This is a genomic window from Streptosporangium sp. NPDC051023, from assembly GCF_040689595.1.
Lineage (GTDB): Bacteria > Actinomycetota > Actinomycetes > Streptosporangiales > Streptosporangiaceae > Streptosporangium.
Genome location: NZ_JBFBCE010000067.1, coordinates 1 through 14135, shown reverse-complemented (window position 1 = coordinate 14135; position 14135 = coordinate 1). Strand labels below are relative to the sequence as shown.

The following is a 14135-nucleotide window of genomic DNA, read 5'->3' as shown; positions in this document are numbered from 1 at the left end:
CGCACTGAACGGCGGACCTGAGTAATGGCCCACCACTCAGGTTCGCGCGAGTCCCATCCCGGTCCTGGGTAACGACGTGGCGAACTCTAGGAGGGGGCGCCGAATGCCGTCAGGGTGCCGTCGAAGGACAGCACCATCAGCCGCCCCGCCGCGATCCCGATGGCGTATATCTGCGGGCACGTCCCCACAAGCTCGGGCCTGCGCGGTCGCGCGGTGTGCACCACGAAAATCTGTCCCCGATCGTCGGCGAGTATCAGCCTCCCATCAGGCGATCCGGGACCGGTGGGGCGTCGTCCCGCTGATGGACATGCTGATCGAGACCGCCCTGCGGACGGGCTGCCTGAACGTCTTCACCTCGGCCGGGACGCAGAACCACCTGGACGCGGCGGTGCTGTTTGAAGGGCTCCTGCTGCTGATCTACGCCTACGGGACGGGGACCGGGATCCGCGCGGTCGCCGCCGGCGACCATCCCCACACCGAGGACGACCTTCGGTACGCGCGCCGCCGCTATCTGACCGTCGAGGCCTGCCGCGAGGTCGCCCGGGTGATCGCCAACGCGACCTTCGCCGTCCGGCAGGCCGCTCTGTGGGGCGAGGGCACGACCGCGGTCGCCTCGGACTCCACTCACTTCTCGGCCTTCGATCAGAACATCTTCACCGAGTGGCACTCCCGCTACCGCAGGGCCAAGCGCGGCGTGCTGATCTACTGGACGGTCGAAACCGGCGGGTCCATGGCCGTCCACTCCCAGCTGATCTCCTGCTCCGCGTCCGAGGTGCACGCCATGGTCGAGGGCGCGATGCGGCACGGCACCGACATGGAGATTGAGCAGAACTTCGTCGACTCCCACGGCGCCTCGTTCGTCGGGTTCGGGATCACCCGGCTGCTGGACTTCGACCTGGTCGCCCGGTTCAAGCAGATCAACAAGATGAAGCTGTATGTACCCGGCCGGGGCGAGGACTTCTCCTACCCGTTGCTCGGACCCGCGCTGACCAGGCCGATCCGGTGGGACATCATCACCCAGAACTACGACATCATGATGAAGTACGCCACCGCGATCCGGCTGCGGACCGCCTCCACCGAGGCCCTGCTGCGCCGGTTCACCAGCGAGACCACCCACCCCGCCTACGCCGCGATGCTGGAGGTCGGCCGCGCTCAGCGCACCGTCTTCCTGGCCCGCTGGCTTCGCGACCGCGATCTTCAGCGGGAGACCGAATCCGGGCTGAACGTGGTGGAGAACTACAACGGCGTCAACGACTACATCAAGTTCGGCAAGCGCGGAGAGCTCGCCTCCAACCGGCGCGAAGAACAGGAACTGGGGATGTTGTGCCTGCGCATTCTCCAGTCGGCCCTCGGTCTGATCAACACGCTGATGATCCAGGACACCCTCGCCCTACCCGAGTGGGAGAACGTCCTGACCGACGCCGACCGGCGCCTGGACCTCACCGACCTGCCGACTGCGTAACGCCGGACGCTCGCCCGTTCCGGCGGCAGCGCGGCTGGACCATCCCGGCGCTCGATGCCGGCGGGGGCGTCGGCGATACTGTGGGCGTGGAGTACGTGTCCAGAGTGCCGCGACCGCCGCTGGACGGGCTGATCGACGACCTTTACTACCTGGAGGGTGCGCCGCCATACGCCCGGCTGACGCTGCCGCCGATGCCGGCGGCGTTGCTCATCGTCAACCTCGGGGCGCCGTTCCGCATCCGCGCCGGCACTGACATCGAGACGGCTGAGTACGCCGACGGCTGCGTGGTCACCATGCCCACCCGCGCCTTCGAGTTCGGCTATCCGCCGGGGACCCGGTCAGTCGGCGTGCACTTCAAGCCGTGGGGGCTGGCGCCGTTCCTGCCGATGCCCGCGGCCGAGCTGTGTGACCGGCCGGTGACGGTGGAGCAGGTTTGGGGCCGGCCCGCCATTGCTGAGCTGCGAGACCGGCTGGCCACGGCGGACGGACCGCACGAGATGCTGACGCTGCTCGAGGAGGAGCTGATGCGACGGCTGTGCGAGACCTCCGGCCTGGGGCTGGTCCGCCATACGAGCAGCGTCATCGCGGCGACCAGCGGGGCGGTGGCGATCGGCGACCTGAGCGTGGCAGCCGGTGTCAGCAGCACTCATCTGGCACAGCGGTTCAAGAAGCTCATCGGCGTCACGCCGAAGCGGCTGGCCCGCACCTACCGTTTCGCCGCCACCGTGTTCGCGATCAACCCCGTCGGACCGATCGACTGGGGCGACCTCGCCGGTGGCGCAGGCTACTTCGACCAGGCCCACTTCGGCCACGAGTTCCGGGCGTTCACCGGGCTCACGCCGACCCGGTACGTCGAAGTTCGGCGGCGGTTCCTGCGCGAACATCCCGGCCACGCGCTGGACGGCTGGCCGCTGCCGGCCGATTGATTTCTTACAAGAGCGGCAGCTCACGACACGCTAATTTGGGGGCACCCCAAAGCAGAGGAGAGCCCCGTGGGCAAGGTGGTCATGTACAGCTCGGTGTCGGTGGACGGTTTCGTCGCGGACGAGAATGACCAGCCCGGACCGCTGTTCGACTGGTTGTCCAGCGGTGACGTCCCGTTGGACGAGAGCGGCGAGCTGAAGGTCTCGCAGACGTCCTACGACTACACCCGGCCGTACTGGGACCAGATCGGAGTCACGATCGTCGGCCGCCACGTCTTCGACCTGACGGACGGCTGGGACGGGAAGCCGCCGGGCGGCATCGACCACGTGGTCGTCGTGTCGCACCGGCCGATGCCTGAGGGCTGGGACCCCGAGGCGCCGTTTCACTTCGTCGACGGCGTCGAGGCAGCCGTGGCCAAGGCGCAGGAGCTTGCGGGTGACCGCATGGTCGAGGTCGCCGCTGGCGACGTCGGTGGCCAGGTGCTTGCCGCGGGTCTGATCGACGAGGTGCGCATGGACGTCGTACCCGTCGTGTTCGGATCCGGCAAGCGCTACTTCGGGTCGGTCCACGCGCAGCACCTGTTGGAGGATCCTGACGTGGTGATTCAGGGCAACCAGGTGCTTCACCTGCGCTATCGGGTGCGCCGTTGACCCACTGAGGGTGCCCTCGTCTGTCGACACTCCGCCGGGGAACCATGAGGTCGCAGGTGGTAAGCGTCGAGAACTCGTGCCGAGAATCAACGTCGGCAAACGGGGCAGTGAGTGGATTCCGACAGACATCGGCACATTGTCCTGACCTGGGGATACGCTCCTACTTTGCTGCCCCTGGTCACGGCGACCCGAGCACCGGGCCCGTGACGCCGGCCTGGTGGTCGCGCTTGTAGCTCAGGACACCGTCGGCGGGCAGACGCTGGGAGCGCATCATCATGTAGGAGGCGAACCCGGGGAAGTGGCCGTGCGCGGTGCCGCCGGGCGTGACGATCAGCCGAAGCGCGTGGTCGGTGCCAAAACCGGGGCAGTACGGCAGCACGATGGTGCCGCCGGGACAAGTCTGGGCCACCCACGCATACGGCACGGTGCGCACCCCGCAGGAGTTCTTCCGTACCACGCCCGCGGAGGTCAGGGATCTGCTCCAGCAGATCGCGGGTCAGTATCTGCTGGAGTAACGGGACGTTCCCGAGGCCTGGAGTGGAGGCAGTCGGTTCACGCGGCGGCGGCGCGCCACCCGCCCTCGTGTCCAGGAGGCCAGCAGGAGCGTACGGAGGATCACGTCCGGGGGTGCTGCGGCTCGGGTGACAGGGCCTCGACCAGGTCGCGGACGGTACTGCGATGGTCGCCCGGCCGCCATGCGAGGGCGAGTACGCTGGGGGACAGGCCCGTGACCGGGATGGTCATGATCCCCGGCCGCCGGTAGATCTCGGCGTTGCCGGCGGCGAGCAGGACGATGGTGTCGCCGCCCTCGAGCGCCGCGAAGGTCTCCTCGGCGTTCGTCACGGTCGTGCAGGCCACCGGTGGCCGCCCGCCGCGCTCGTCGATCGCGAGCCAGTGGTCGCGGAGCGGGCCGGCGCTTTCGGGGAGCGCCAGGAAGTTCTCGTCCAGGAGCTCGGTGAAGTCGACCTCGTCCCGTTTGGCCAGCCAGTGGTCGTTCCGGAACGCGACCCAGCGTGGCTCTCGGGCCACGACCCGGACGTTGAAATCGTCCTGACCGGGGAACGGCAGCCAGACGAACGCCATGTCGACCTCGCCCTCGACCAGGCCCGCCGTGGGGTCGGTCCAGTTGACCTGACGCAGCCGCAGGTCGCAGCCCGGACGGCGTTCGGTGAACCGTTCCCGCAGCGTTCCCAGGAGGCCGCGTCCGACACTGGTCGACATGCCCACGATCAGCCGTGAGGCTTCGGCGGCGGCGGCGTCGCCGACGACCCGCTGGGCCTCGTCCCACTGTCGGAGCAGCTCGCGGGCGGCCGGCAGCAGCGCCTCACCCGGCGCGGTGAGCCGCACCGTGCGGCGGTCGCGTTCGAACAGCCTCACCCGCATCAGCTCTTCGAGCTGGCGTATCTGCTTGCTGAGTGTCGGCTGCGAGATGAACAGGCGCTCGGCCGCGCGGGTGAAGCTGAGCTCCTCCGCCACGGTCACGAAATACCTCATGTCACGCAGGTGAGCATCCATAGCCATCGGCTATTACAACAGATATTGGACGTGCGGGGAAGGTTGACGCCACGATCGTGGCATGAGCACCACGGAGGATCGCCTGGCGATCATCGAGACCTGCACCCGCATGGCATGGCACGCCGATCAGCGCGAGTGGGCCGCCTGGGCGAGGTGTTCGCGGACTCGGTGACCCTGGACTACACCAGCCTGAATGGCGGCGAGCCTGCCGTGCTGACGCCGGTGCAGATCGTCGAGGCATGGTCGGGCCTGCTCGGCGCGTTCGACGCCACGCAGCACCTGATCACGAACCATCTGGTGACCGTCGACGGTGACACCGCGGTCTGTACGGCGTCGTTCCAGGCCACGCACCGCCTCCCCGACCCGTTCGGCTCGTCGCTGTGGACGCTGGGCAGCACCTACCGCTTCGGCCTGGTCCGCTCGGACGGCGCCTGGCGGCTGATCCGGGAGCTGTCGCCGCTCCCGCGCGAGAGCGCGTACCCCGGATCGTCAACGCGTCCAGCGAGGCGGTCTCGCTGACCAACATGGGCGGCGGCACCCCGGCGTACGGCACCACCAAGGTGGCCCTCAACGCCTTGACTCTGACTCTCGCATGCCGGCGGCGGAGCTTCGCGGCGACGGCGTCTGGTGAACATCTTGTGAAGGGCAATGAAATGATCTTGGTGACGGGGGCGGCGGGCAACGTCGGTTCCGAAGTGGTCCGAGCCCTGGCAGCAGCCGGTGAACCCGTCCGGGCGCTGGTGCGGAAGCCGGGCACCATAACGCTGCCGGACGGCGTCGAGGCGGTGACGGGCGACCTCAACCGGCCGGAGAGTATGACCCGAGCGCTGGGCGGGGCCCGCGCGGTGTTCCTGCTTCCCGGATACGAGGACATGCCGGGCCTGGTGGCCGAGGCCCGGCGTGCGGGAGTGGAACAGATCGTGCTGCTGTCCGGCGGCTCGGCCGGGAGTCACGACATGACCAACGCGGTGACCCGTTTCATGGCCGCGTCCGAGTCCGCCGTGCGGGAGTCCGGGCTGCCGTGGACGTTCCTGCGGCCGAGCGCGTTCATGTCCAATGCTCTGCGCTGGCTGCCGCAGCTCCGGTCCGGCGATCGGGTACGGGTCCCGTTCCCGGACGTCCGCGCGGCGAGCGTCGACCCGCACGACATCGGGGCCGTCGCCGCCCGCGCGCTGCTGTCGGACGAGTACCGGGGCGAGATCCTCCGGCCGACCGGTCCGGTCGCGATGCCGCCCGCCGACCAGGTCGCCGTGCTGGCCAAGGTCCTCGGCCGTGATCTGGAGCTCGTGGGCCTGACGAACGAGGAGGCGCGCACCGACCTGCTCGCCACCATGCCCGCCGAGTACGTGGACGCGTTCTTCGACTTCTACGTGAACGGCTCGCTCGACGAGTCGATCGTCCGCCCGACAGTCCGCGAGGTCACCGGCCGCGAGCCCCGCACCTTCGAGCAGTGGGCGCAGGCCCACGCGAACGACTTCCGCTGAACCCGCTCGCATCCCAACTCCACGAAGGCTCTAGATGAACCAGAGATTGCGGCGTCTTCTCGCCGCAAGCTCCGCCGCCGCATGTGCGATCGCGTCGGTGGCGGGCTGTTCGAACGGCGACAAGACCGCGGCGCCGCCCGCGCAAAAGACGGAGCCGGGACGCTTCGCCTCATCCAACCCGGGGTCGGTCAACACCTATTGGATCCAGGCACCGGAGGGCCTGGTCCTCATCGACACCCTGCGCACGCCGACCGATGCCCGGAAAGCGGTGGCGGAGATCAAGAAGACCGGCAAGCCGGTCGCCGCCATCCTGCTCACCCACTCCCATCCCGACCACGTGGGCGGGGCGAGCGCCTTCCGCGAGGCGTTCCCCAAGGCCCCCATCTACGCGTCCAAGGCGACCGACAAGACGATGCGGGAGGACGAACGGGGTTTCTACCCGCTGGCCCGGTCGGCGAACGCGGACTTCCCCGCCAAGCTCACCTACGCCGACCGGACCTTCGAGGACGGCGCACCGTTGCAGGTCGGGGGCCTCCGCTTCGAGACCGCCACGTTCGCCCACGGCGAGTCCGACATCGCGAACGTCTACTACCGTCCCGACACCGGCGACCTCTTCCCCGGTGACCTGGCGACCGGTAAGGTCACGCCCGCGCTGATCGAGGGGACCAGCTGTGGCTGGCTCCAGATCCTCGATCAGCTCGGTGGGCGCTTCTCCGGGGCCAGGACGATGTACCCGGGACACGGTGCCGCAGGACCGGCCCGCTCATTGATCGACGAGCAGCGCCGGTATCTCCGGGTATTCCGCGGTCTGGTCCGGCCGACCGTCGCCCCGGACTCGCCCGAGGGCAAGACGGTCGGCCCCGGCGAGCAGAAGTCGATCATCGCCGAGCTGGACCGCGCCTATCCCGGCTATCCACCGGTCGCGGACCTTCCGACCATCGTGCAGGAGAACATCAAGGCCGTCGCGCGGGAGCTGTCCGCCGAGGACCCCGCGAAGACGCCCGCCGCCTGCGCGGACACCCCCATTCAGGATCCTCCGGAAGCTGGGTGAGGTCACCTACGACATCAGCCCCTACCGCTTCGAGATCCAGCACCGCCATGTCTTCCACGTGGAGCTCACCGAGCCCACCCCAGAGCGGTGGGCCAACCAGGAACTCCACGATGGCGAACAGGCCCCCACCAACTTCGAGTGTTTCTGGATCCCGCTAGAAGACGCTCATGTCCTCCAGTCCGGCCAAGGTGCGCTACTCGGGGCGCTCTTCGACCGACCACACGCGACTACCGGCCGAATCGCCAAACTCGCGACTGAGCAAGATCCAATGGCGGAGCCTGCCCTGCCCGACGGGCACATGCCCGCCCCTTACGGGCGCGCTTCGCCACTTGAAATTCCTCATCCCAGGTCACGGCCCTGGTGCCGATGAGATGTCGATACCGGCTCAGTGCCATGTTCCGGATTCCGGACAGCGCCTTGTGGTTACACGAACGGCAAAGCAGGCCACGCACCTGGCCCGTGGTGTGGTCATGGTCGACCATCTTCTCGTTGTCAGGGACACGGCACAGTGCGCACCGGTTGTTGTGAGCCTTCGCAAACGCGCGCCACGCCTGCTCCTCGGGCAGACCAGACAGGTCCGGTAGGGCAGTTCGCCACCTGACGTACGGCGATCAGTGCTTTGCGCTGCTCCCGGCGATGTCCGGCTTCCCAGCGTGCCGTCGTCTCCTCGACGGTCTGGGCATTCACCGGCTGACATTCCTCATGGTGTTGTCCTTCCGGCGGTCGACGGCGCTAGGTGAAGGGGGCGGCGTCGCGAGGCGGGAGGCATAGGCCGCTGTCGTCTCGGCACCTCAGGATGCTACTGCGGCCATGACGCGTCCGGTGTGGGGACGGGCCTCCGTGGGCGCTACCGCAGTTGGTCGCGGCGGCGGGTCAGGTAGGCGGTCTCGGCGGTGTTGCCAGCCAGTTCGATGGCTTTGTCGTAGGCCGCGTGCGACTCATGACCGCGGCCCAGCCGGCGCAGCAGGTCGGCGCGGGTGGCGTGGTAGGCGTGATAGCCGTCCAACTTGTCCTCGAGACGGTCGACGGCCGCCAGCGCCACCTCCGGGCCGTCGAGCTCGGCGACCGCGATGGCCCGGTTGAGGGCGATGATCGGTGAGGGGTCGAGGTGGACGAGCTGGTCGTAGAGGGCGAGGACCTGCGACCAGTCGGTGTCGCGCATGTCGCGGGCGGAGGTGTGCACGGCGTTAATGGCCGCGAGGATCTGATAGCGACCGGGAGCCACCCCGGTGGCGGCAGCGGCGAGGCGCTCGCGCACCAGCCGGTGACCCTCGGCGATCAGCGCCGTGTCCCAGGCCCCACGATCCTGCTCGTCGAGAGCGACCAGTTCGCCGCTGGCCGAGACTCGGGCAGGGCGGCGGGCCTCGATGAGGAGCATCAGCGCCAGCAGCCCGGCCACCTCACCGTCGTCCGGCAGGAGGGCACGGATCAGGCGATTGAGCCGGATCGCCTCGGCGGTCAGGTCATGACGTACGGGATCGGTGTCGGGGCTGGTGGCCAGGTAGCCCTCGTTAAAAACGAGGTAGAGGACGGCGAGGACCCCGGAGACGCGTGCCGGGAGATCCTCGGCGGATGGCATCCGATAGGGGATGCGCGCCGCCTTGATCTTGGCCTTCGCGCGGGTGATCCGCTGTCCCATGGCGCTCTCGGCCACCAGGAAGGCGCGGGCGATCTCGGGCATGGTCAGGCCGGCGACCATGCGCAGCGTCAGCGCCACGCGGGCCTCCATAGCCAGCGCCGGGTGACAGCAGGTGAAGATCAGCCGGAGCCGTTCGTCGTCGATGGCGCCGAGAGGCTCGGGCGGGTCGTCGTATGACATCAGCGCCTTCCTGTGCTTGTCGTCGCGCTTGTTCTCGCGCCGGATCCGGTCGATGGCCTGGCGGTTGGCGGTGGTGGTCAGCCAGGCGCCCGGGTTGGGGGGCACGCCATCGGCCGGCCACCGCTGGACGGCGGTCGCGAACGCCTCGGCGGCCGCCTCCTCGGCGATGTCGAGGTCACCAAAGCGCCTGGTCAGGGAGGCGACCACTCGGGCCCATTCCTCATGGTGGGCCTGGGCGATCGCCTCACGGACGTCGATCCTGTTCACAGGATCGGTCGCACCTCGACCTTCCGGTTGCAGGCCTTCGACCCCTCGGCTGCCAGCTTGAGTGCCACGTCGAGGTCGGCTGCCTCGATGATCCAGAAGCCGGCGAGGTACTCCTTGGACTCCAGAAAGGGCCCGTCGGTGACCATCGCCTCCCCACCCCGGCTGTCGATGACGGTGGCCGTGTCGGGCGAGGCGAGGCCACCGGCGAAGACCCAGTGGCCATCGGCCTGGAGCCGGTCATTGAACACGTCGATCGCGGCGTCCTCGTCCGGGGTGGCGAGGCCGGCCTGGTCGTGGATCACGGAAATCAGGTACTGCATCTGAGGATCATCTCCTGTGGTGTCAAGACAGTGTGGTGTGCCGGTCAGGGACTTCAAGGCGTTGCATACTGCGGGCGCCCGGCCGGCCGGTAGACCTGGATCGTCACACCCTTGGAGTCGACTCGCGACTCGACCAGGCCGAGCGCAAGATCCGGGCCGGTCTCCGGGAACAATCGCGCGCCCTGGCCGAGAATCACCGGGACCACGATCAGAGTCATCTCGTCGACCAGATCCTTCTCCAGCAGCCACCGGGTCAGGGCGCCACTGCCGTGCACCTGCAGCTCACCCCCTGGCTTGGCCTTCAGGTCCGCGATGGCGGTCGCAAGGTCGTCGGACAGGACGGTGGTGCCGGACCACGCCGGATCGGTGAGTGTGGTCGATGCCACGTACTTGGGCCGTGTGTTCAATGCCCGCAGGACGGGCTCCCAGCCAGGGACATCCTGGACCGTCCAGGACCCCCACGAGCCGGCGAACAGCTCGTAGGTCCGCCGCCCGAACAGGAACGCGTCGGCGCGCCGGTAGGTCTGGTTGATGAACGCGTGGGTCTCGTTGTCACCCTTGCCCAGGGCCCATCCGCCGCGCTCGAATCCGTTCCTGCGGTCCTCATCCGACGCGCCGCCGTTTCCCTGCATCACTCCATCGATGGTGACCTGAGTCATGGTCGTCAGCTTCATGATCGCGGTTCCTTTACCTCGGCGCCGCCCCCTTGCGGGCAGCCTCACCCCTGCTACGAACACCACCGCCCCGATCCGACACCGCCTCCTGGATTTCTTTGAAGAACTTTCCGGGACGCCGGTCGTCCGCGATCCGACAGCACGACAGTGCTGGTGGCGGGCCTGGTCAACTCCTTCGACCTGGTCTACATCGAGAACACCGTCAGGCTGGGCTACGACAGCGCGCGCAACATCGCCGCCACCTTCGCGCCCCGGTCGTCGAGGAGACCACGAAGGGCCTGATCCTGCTCGGCCTGCTCAGGTCCGCGACGATAAGCGCGTCGTCGGCCTGATCAACGCTTACCTGCCCGCCTGCCCGCCTGCCCGCCTGCCAGGCGACCGGCCTGGTGGTTCCGTACGACGTCGTCATGCTCTCCTCGTTTTCCCGGCGCCGCCATGCCCGAAAGTGGGCCAGGGAGTACTGGGGGAAAGCCGGGTTGCGGGCGATGAGCGACTACCAACTCGCGGCCACCGAGCTCGGCCTGCTCCACGAGTGCGCCAGACGCCAGGTGATCGGACAGGACGCTTTCGAAGCGGAGCGCCGCTTGCTGAGCGAGCGCTTGGAGATCGCCAAGCGCTCGTTCGCGCCGGATGATCATCGGTACAGGGGCGGAGATGCTCGGGAGTTCCGCAGAGGTCGAGCGGTGGCTAACGGCACCCCATCTGGGCGATCGGCCTGTCGCGGCCGAGGCGGTCGATGACGCGGTCGATGGCCGAGGCGTAGGCGCGGTGGGTGTTGGGGTTGGCCGTGCGCGGGGTGGCCAGGAAGGTGTCGGCCCTCCACTCGGGTCCGTGCTACCAGGCGCAAAGTAGCTGTGAGTGATCGGCTCTCGCTGTCAGGCAGGGGCTTTTACATGGCATCGCGCCTGCTCATCGACCCGTCTGAGAAGATGGGCGTCCCTGGGCGACTCCGAAGCGCCATAGCTTTCCATTCTGATCAAGGACTCTGTCGAGAGGCTTTGAACTGACCTTTTCGGCCACCCGCCCACAACTGGCCAAAAATATGTAAATTCTTGGATTCGCCGAAATCTTCGAGACGCTTCTCGACATAGCTCCAGGTTGTTGGCTATCTGTCCGTTTCTTCAGTTCTCGTCTGGCCGGCCTATGCCCGGCGCCGAAGCTTCGTTCGCGTAATGACAGATTTAATGATTTAGCTATACGATCGCCGTTCGTGGTTGGAGTTGATCTCTCAAGAACCCGATTGGCCAACGACCTGTTCTTTGTCATGCATGACAACGCGACCGGCCGGATGAGGCTTCATGCCCGCCTGACCGGTCTGGGGCTGGCCGCCGCCATCCTGGGAGAGCTGATGCTCGCCGGGCGGACAACCGTGGGATTGGCGGCGGGGCAGATACGGCTCGTCGTTCTCGACGCTGCGCCGCCCGGAGACGCGCTCACCAGGACCGCCCTGGACCACATCATCGCCGAACCCTCGCATCGCTTCCATACCTGGTTGCAGTTCCTCGCCCGTACGGCAATCGCCGACGTGGCGGCCCGGATGACCGCCGACGGGCTGCTGCGCCCGCCCAGCAGACGCCTGTCGCGGAGGCAGGCACCGGTCGATGTGAACATCGCGGCGTGGCCCGGCGGACGCGTCAACCTGGCGATCCAACGCCATGAGCCACTCAGCGTCCAGGACAGCGTCCTGCTGGGGCTGCTCGCCGCGACCGGCGGCAGCCAGCTCGTCCTGTGGGACCAGAACCCGAGATACCTCTCCGATTCGATCACCGCCCTCCCGGCGCCGCTCCAGGAACTGATCGCCCAGACCGAGGCTGCCGTAGGTGGCTCCATCATCAGCCGCCGGTGAACCCACCCCCCTCATTCCAAGGATCCCCATGTCCGTGACAGAACGAAAGGCCAGCGCCGTTTCCGCCGCGCTCGCCCAGGACCGCCTCGGTGTGCCGTCGGTGGTGTTCTTCGTCATCTCGGCGGCGGCGCCGCTGACTGTCATCGGTGGCTCGGTGACCTCCGCCTACGCCGCGACCGGCGTGACCGGCGTGCCGCTCGCCTTCATCCTGCTCGGAGCCATCCTGGCCCTGTTCGCCGTCGGCTACGTGACGATGGCCCGTTACGTCGTCAACGCCGGGGCGTTCTACGCGTACACCGCGAAAGGACTCGGCAGGCCGGTGGGGGTGGCGACCGCGTGGGTCGCGCTGCTGGCCTACAACGCGCTCCAGGTAGGTCTCTACGGCATGATCGGTACGGCCGCCCAGCCGCTGATCGCCGACTGGTTCGGAAGCTCTCCGCCCTGGTGGGTCATCGGGCTGGGCATCTGGGTACTAACCGGGGCGCTCGGCCTCATGCGGGTCGACGTAAACGGGAAGGTCCTGTCGGTCCTGCTGCTGACGGAGATAGCCGTCGTCGTCGTGTTCGACATCGCGGACCTGATCAACCCGGCGGCCTCGGGCTACAGCCTCGACGTCTTCGACCCGTCGAACCTCTTCGTCCCCGGGATCGGTGCGGTGATCGCGATCTGCATCGCGTCCTTCGCGGGCTTCGAGTCGTCGGTGGTGTTTTCCGAAGAGACCAAAGACCCGAGGCGCACGGTGCCGATCGCGACCTACGTCGCACTCGCCGTCATCTCCGGGCTCTACGCCGTGTCGTCCTGGGCGATGACCGTGCCGATCGGCTCGGACAAGATCGTCGAAACCACGCGCGAGCAGAGTTCGGCCCTCCTGTTCAACCTGGCCGGGCAGCACCTGGGGGCGACCATCGCCACCATCGGCTCCCTCCTCTTCGTGACGAGCCTCTTCGCCGCGCTGATCGCCTTCCACAACACGATCTCCCGCTACATCTTCGCCCTCGGCAGGGAGAGGGTGCTGCCCGAGACCTTCGGTCGCACTTCCCCCCGGACCGGTGCTCCGATCAACGGCTCGCTGGCGCAGAGTGTCATCGGGCTGGTCACGATCGTCATATACGCGGTCTTCGGCCTGGATCCGGTCGTCCAACTGTTCTTCACCGTCGGATCGTTTGGTGGCCTGGGACTGCTCATGATGCTGGCGGCCACCTCGATCTCCGTGCTGGTCTTCTTCACCAAGAACCCCAACGAGGAGAACGCCTGGCGGACCAGGATCGCCCCGGGTATCTCCTCGGTCCTGCTGATCGTGGTCATCGTGCTCGTCTTGGCCAACTTCGACACCGTGCTCGGCGTGGCCCCCGACTCCCCGCTGCGCTGGATCATGCCCGCCGTCTACTTCGTCGCCGTGGGGCTCGGCGTCATGTGGGGACTCGCTCTACGGGCCAACCGGCCGAAGGTATACACGAACATCGGGCGGGGCGCCCAGGCGGCCGTGGGAGGGGCCGAATGACAGAGATCATTCGCGTTCAGAACGCTCCCGGAGCCGCCGAGACCATCGGCGCGATCATCGCCACCTCCTTCCACGAGCAGGAGATCTCGGCCTGGATGATCCCGCCGGACGACGACCGCCGCCGGGTGATGCCCCCCTTCTTCTCCATGATCACCAAGAGCGCCCTCATCAACGGCGAGGTCCACGCGACGGCCGACATGTCCGCCGTGGCCGTGTGGTTCCACAAGGGCGCCGAGCCGCTTCCCAAGATCCCCGACCAGGACGCCTGGGTGGAGGCGTTCGCCGGTCCCCACGCGGAGCGCATCGGGCAGATGGGGGAGGAGATGGACAAGCGCCATCCCCACGACCCGCACCACTACCTGGCGTTCCTCGCCGTGCTCCCCGGGCACCAAGGGCGGAAGAGGGGGACCCGGCTGCTCGAGGAGTACCACCGCAGGCTCGACGAGGCGGGCATACCCGCATACCTGGAGGCCAGCAGCACCCGCAGCCGCAGGCTCTACCTGCGCCACGGCTATCAGGACCTCGGCGACCCGATATTCATGCCCGACGGCCCGCCGATGTTCCCGATGTGGCGCCCGTCGAACCCCTGACCCGAGTGCCGCCCCCGCCCCCGCCCCCGGCC

Annotated in this window: 17 protein-coding genes; 10 read left to right on the top strand and 7 right to left on the bottom strand. The window is 67.9% G+C overall.

Translation table 11 applies throughout. The annotated features are described in order from the left end of the window. Positions 1-86: 86 nt before the first annotated feature. A complete protein-coding gene (locus tag AB0395_RS33845) occupies positions 87-221 on the bottom strand; it encodes a hypothetical protein (protein WP_366288079.1) in 135 nt (44 codons plus the stop codon). A gap of 86 nt (positions 222-307) precedes the next feature. On the opposite strand from AB0395_RS33845, the gene AB0395_RS33840 reads away from it, so the two are divergent. The 3 genes from AB0395_RS33840 to AB0395_RS33830 all read left to right on the top strand — a co-directional run bounded on the left by AB0395_RS33840 (position 308) and on the right by AB0395_RS33830 (position 3036). Next, positions 308-1462, top strand: coding sequence for a transposase (locus AB0395_RS33840; protein WP_366288078.1), 1155 nt, complete (start codon positions 308-310; stop codon positions 1460-1462). Between the two features lie 86 nt (positions 1463-1548). Beyond that, positions 1549-2388, top strand: coding sequence for a helix-turn-helix domain-containing protein (locus AB0395_RS33835; protein ID WP_366288077.1), 840 nt, complete (start codon positions 1549-1551; stop codon positions 2386-2388). A gap of 66 nt (positions 2389-2454) precedes the next feature. Beyond that, positions 2455-3036 (top strand): dihydrofolate reductase family protein, encoded by a 582-nt coding sequence (locus tag AB0395_RS33830; protein WP_366288076.1) that lies wholly within the window; start codon positions 2455-2457, stop codon positions 3034-3036. Between the two features lie 178 nt (positions 3037-3214). Here the strand turns inward: AB0395_RS33830 and AB0395_RS33825 are convergent, their stop codons facing one another. Together AB0395_RS33825 and AB0395_RS33820 are read right to left on the bottom strand one after the other, a co-directional pair. Further along, positions 3215-3460, bottom strand: coding sequence for a hypothetical protein (locus AB0395_RS33825; RefSeq protein WP_366288075.1), 246 nt, complete (start codon positions 3458-3460; stop codon positions 3215-3217). Positions 3461-3651: 191 nt separating this feature from the next. Continuing rightward, positions 3652-4530: a LysR family transcriptional regulator gene (locus AB0395_RS33820; protein ID WP_366288074.1), complete on the bottom strand. Its 879-nt coding sequence runs from the start codon at positions 4528-4530 to the stop codon at positions 3652-3654. 135 nt (positions 4531-4665) lie between these two features. Here AB0395_RS33820 and AB0395_RS33815 point away from each other — a divergent pair, with 135 nt between their 5' ends. The 3 genes from AB0395_RS33815 (at position 4666) to AB0395_RS33805 (ending at position 7086) form a co-directional block, all read left to right on the top strand. Further along, positions 4666-5070, top strand: a complete 405-nt coding sequence (locus tag AB0395_RS33815; RefSeq protein ID WP_366288073.1) for a nuclear transport factor 2 family protein — start codon at positions 4666-4668, stop codon at positions 5068-5070. A 134-nt stretch (positions 5071-5204) separates the two neighbouring features. Further along, on the top strand, positions 5205-6035 hold the full coding sequence (locus AB0395_RS33810) for an NAD(P)H-binding protein (protein WP_366288072.1): 831 nt from the start codon (positions 5205-5207) through the stop codon (positions 6033-6035). 34 nt (positions 6036-6069) lie between these two features. Next, on the top strand, positions 6070-7086 hold the full coding sequence (locus AB0395_RS33805; protein WP_366288071.1) for an MBL fold metallo-hydrolase: 1017 nt from the start codon (positions 6070-6072) through the stop codon (positions 7084-7086). Between the two features lie 227 nt (positions 7087-7313). Here the strand turns inward: AB0395_RS33805 and AB0395_RS33800 are convergent, their stop codons facing one another. The 4 genes from AB0395_RS33800 to AB0395_RS33785 form a co-directional block, all read right to left on the bottom strand. After that, positions 7314-7652, bottom strand: a complete 339-nt coding sequence (locus tag AB0395_RS33800; RefSeq protein ID WP_366288118.1) for an endonuclease domain-containing protein — start codon at positions 7650-7652, stop codon at positions 7314-7316. Positions 7653-7933: 281 nt separating this feature from the next. Next, the gene (locus AB0395_RS33795; RefSeq protein ID WP_366288070.1) at positions 7934-9172 is read right to left on the bottom strand and encodes a sigma-70 family RNA polymerase sigma factor; all 1239 of its coding nucleotides are present in this window, start codon (positions 9170-9172) and stop codon (positions 7934-7936) included. Next, a complete protein-coding gene (locus tag AB0395_RS33790) occupies positions 9169-9492 on the bottom strand; it encodes a YciI family protein (protein ID WP_366288069.1) in 324 nt (107 codons plus the stop codon). Before AB0395_RS33790 ends, AB0395_RS33795 begins: the two co-directional genes overlap by 4 nt. A gap of 53 nt (positions 9493-9545) precedes the next feature. Next, positions 9546-10166, bottom strand: coding sequence for a dihydrofolate reductase family protein (locus tag AB0395_RS33785; RefSeq protein ID WP_366288068.1), 621 nt, complete (start codon positions 10164-10166; stop codon positions 9546-9548). A gap of 147 nt (positions 10167-10313) precedes the next feature. Between AB0395_RS33785 and AB0395_RS33780 the strand changes: the two genes are divergently transcribed. The 4 genes from AB0395_RS33780 to AB0395_RS33765 all read left to right on the top strand — a co-directional run bounded on the left by AB0395_RS33780 (position 10314) and on the right by AB0395_RS33765 (position 14103). Beyond that, entirely contained in the window at positions 10314-10448 is a 135-nt protein-coding gene (locus AB0395_RS33780) for a hypothetical protein (RefSeq protein WP_366288067.1), read from the top strand. A gap of 928 nt (positions 10449-11376) precedes the next feature. Then, complete coding sequence (locus AB0395_RS33775) at positions 11377-12012, top strand: GPP34 family phosphoprotein (protein ID WP_366288066.1); 636 nt, start codon at positions 11377-11379, stop codon at positions 12010-12012. A 28-nt stretch (positions 12013-12040) separates the two neighbouring features. Next, entirely contained in the window at positions 12041-13513 is a 1473-nt protein-coding gene (locus tag AB0395_RS33770; RefSeq protein WP_366288065.1) for an APC family permease, read from the top strand. Next, entirely contained in the window at positions 13510-14103 is a 594-nt protein-coding gene (locus tag AB0395_RS33765; protein ID WP_366288064.1) for a GNAT family N-acetyltransferase, read from the top strand. Before AB0395_RS33770 ends, AB0395_RS33765 begins: the two co-directional genes overlap by 4 nt. Positions 14104-14135 lie beyond the last annotated feature (32 nt).

Bases quoted from the DNA above. Each gene is read 5' to 3' on its own strand.
- AB0395_RS33770 (WP_366288065.1), top strand. From the start codon at position 12,041: ATGTCCGTGACAGAACGAAAGGCCAGCGCCGTTTCCGCCGCGCTCGCC.
- AB0395_RS33815 (WP_366288073.1), top strand. From the start codon at position 4,666: ATGGCACGCCGATCAGCGCGAGTGGGCCGCCTGGGCGAGGTGTTCGCG.
- AB0395_RS33785 (WP_366288068.1), bottom strand. From the start codon at position 10,166: ATGAAGCTGACGACCATGACTCAGGTCACCATCGATGGAGTGATGCAG.
- AB0395_RS33805 (WP_366288071.1), top strand. From the start codon at position 6,070: ATGAACCAGAGATTGCGGCGTCTTCTCGCCGCAAGCTCCGCCGCCGCA.
- AB0395_RS33790 (WP_366288069.1), bottom strand. From the start codon at position 9,492: ATGCAGTACCTGATTTCCGTGATCCACGACCAGGCCGGCCTCGCCACC.
- AB0395_RS33840 (WP_366288078.1), top strand. From the start codon at position 308: ATGCTGATCGAGACCGCCCTGCGGACGGGCTGCCTGAACGTCTTCACC.
- AB0395_RS33820 (WP_366288074.1), bottom strand. From the start codon at position 4,530: ATGAGGTATTTCGTGACCGTGGCGGAGGAGCTCAGCTTCACCCGCGCG.
- AB0395_RS33765 (WP_366288064.1), top strand. From the start codon at position 13,510: ATGACAGAGATCATTCGCGTTCAGAACGCTCCCGGAGCCGCCGAGACC.
- AB0395_RS33810 (WP_366288072.1), top strand. From the start codon at position 5,205: ATGATCTTGGTGACGGGGGCGGCGGGCAACGTCGGTTCCGAAGTGGTC.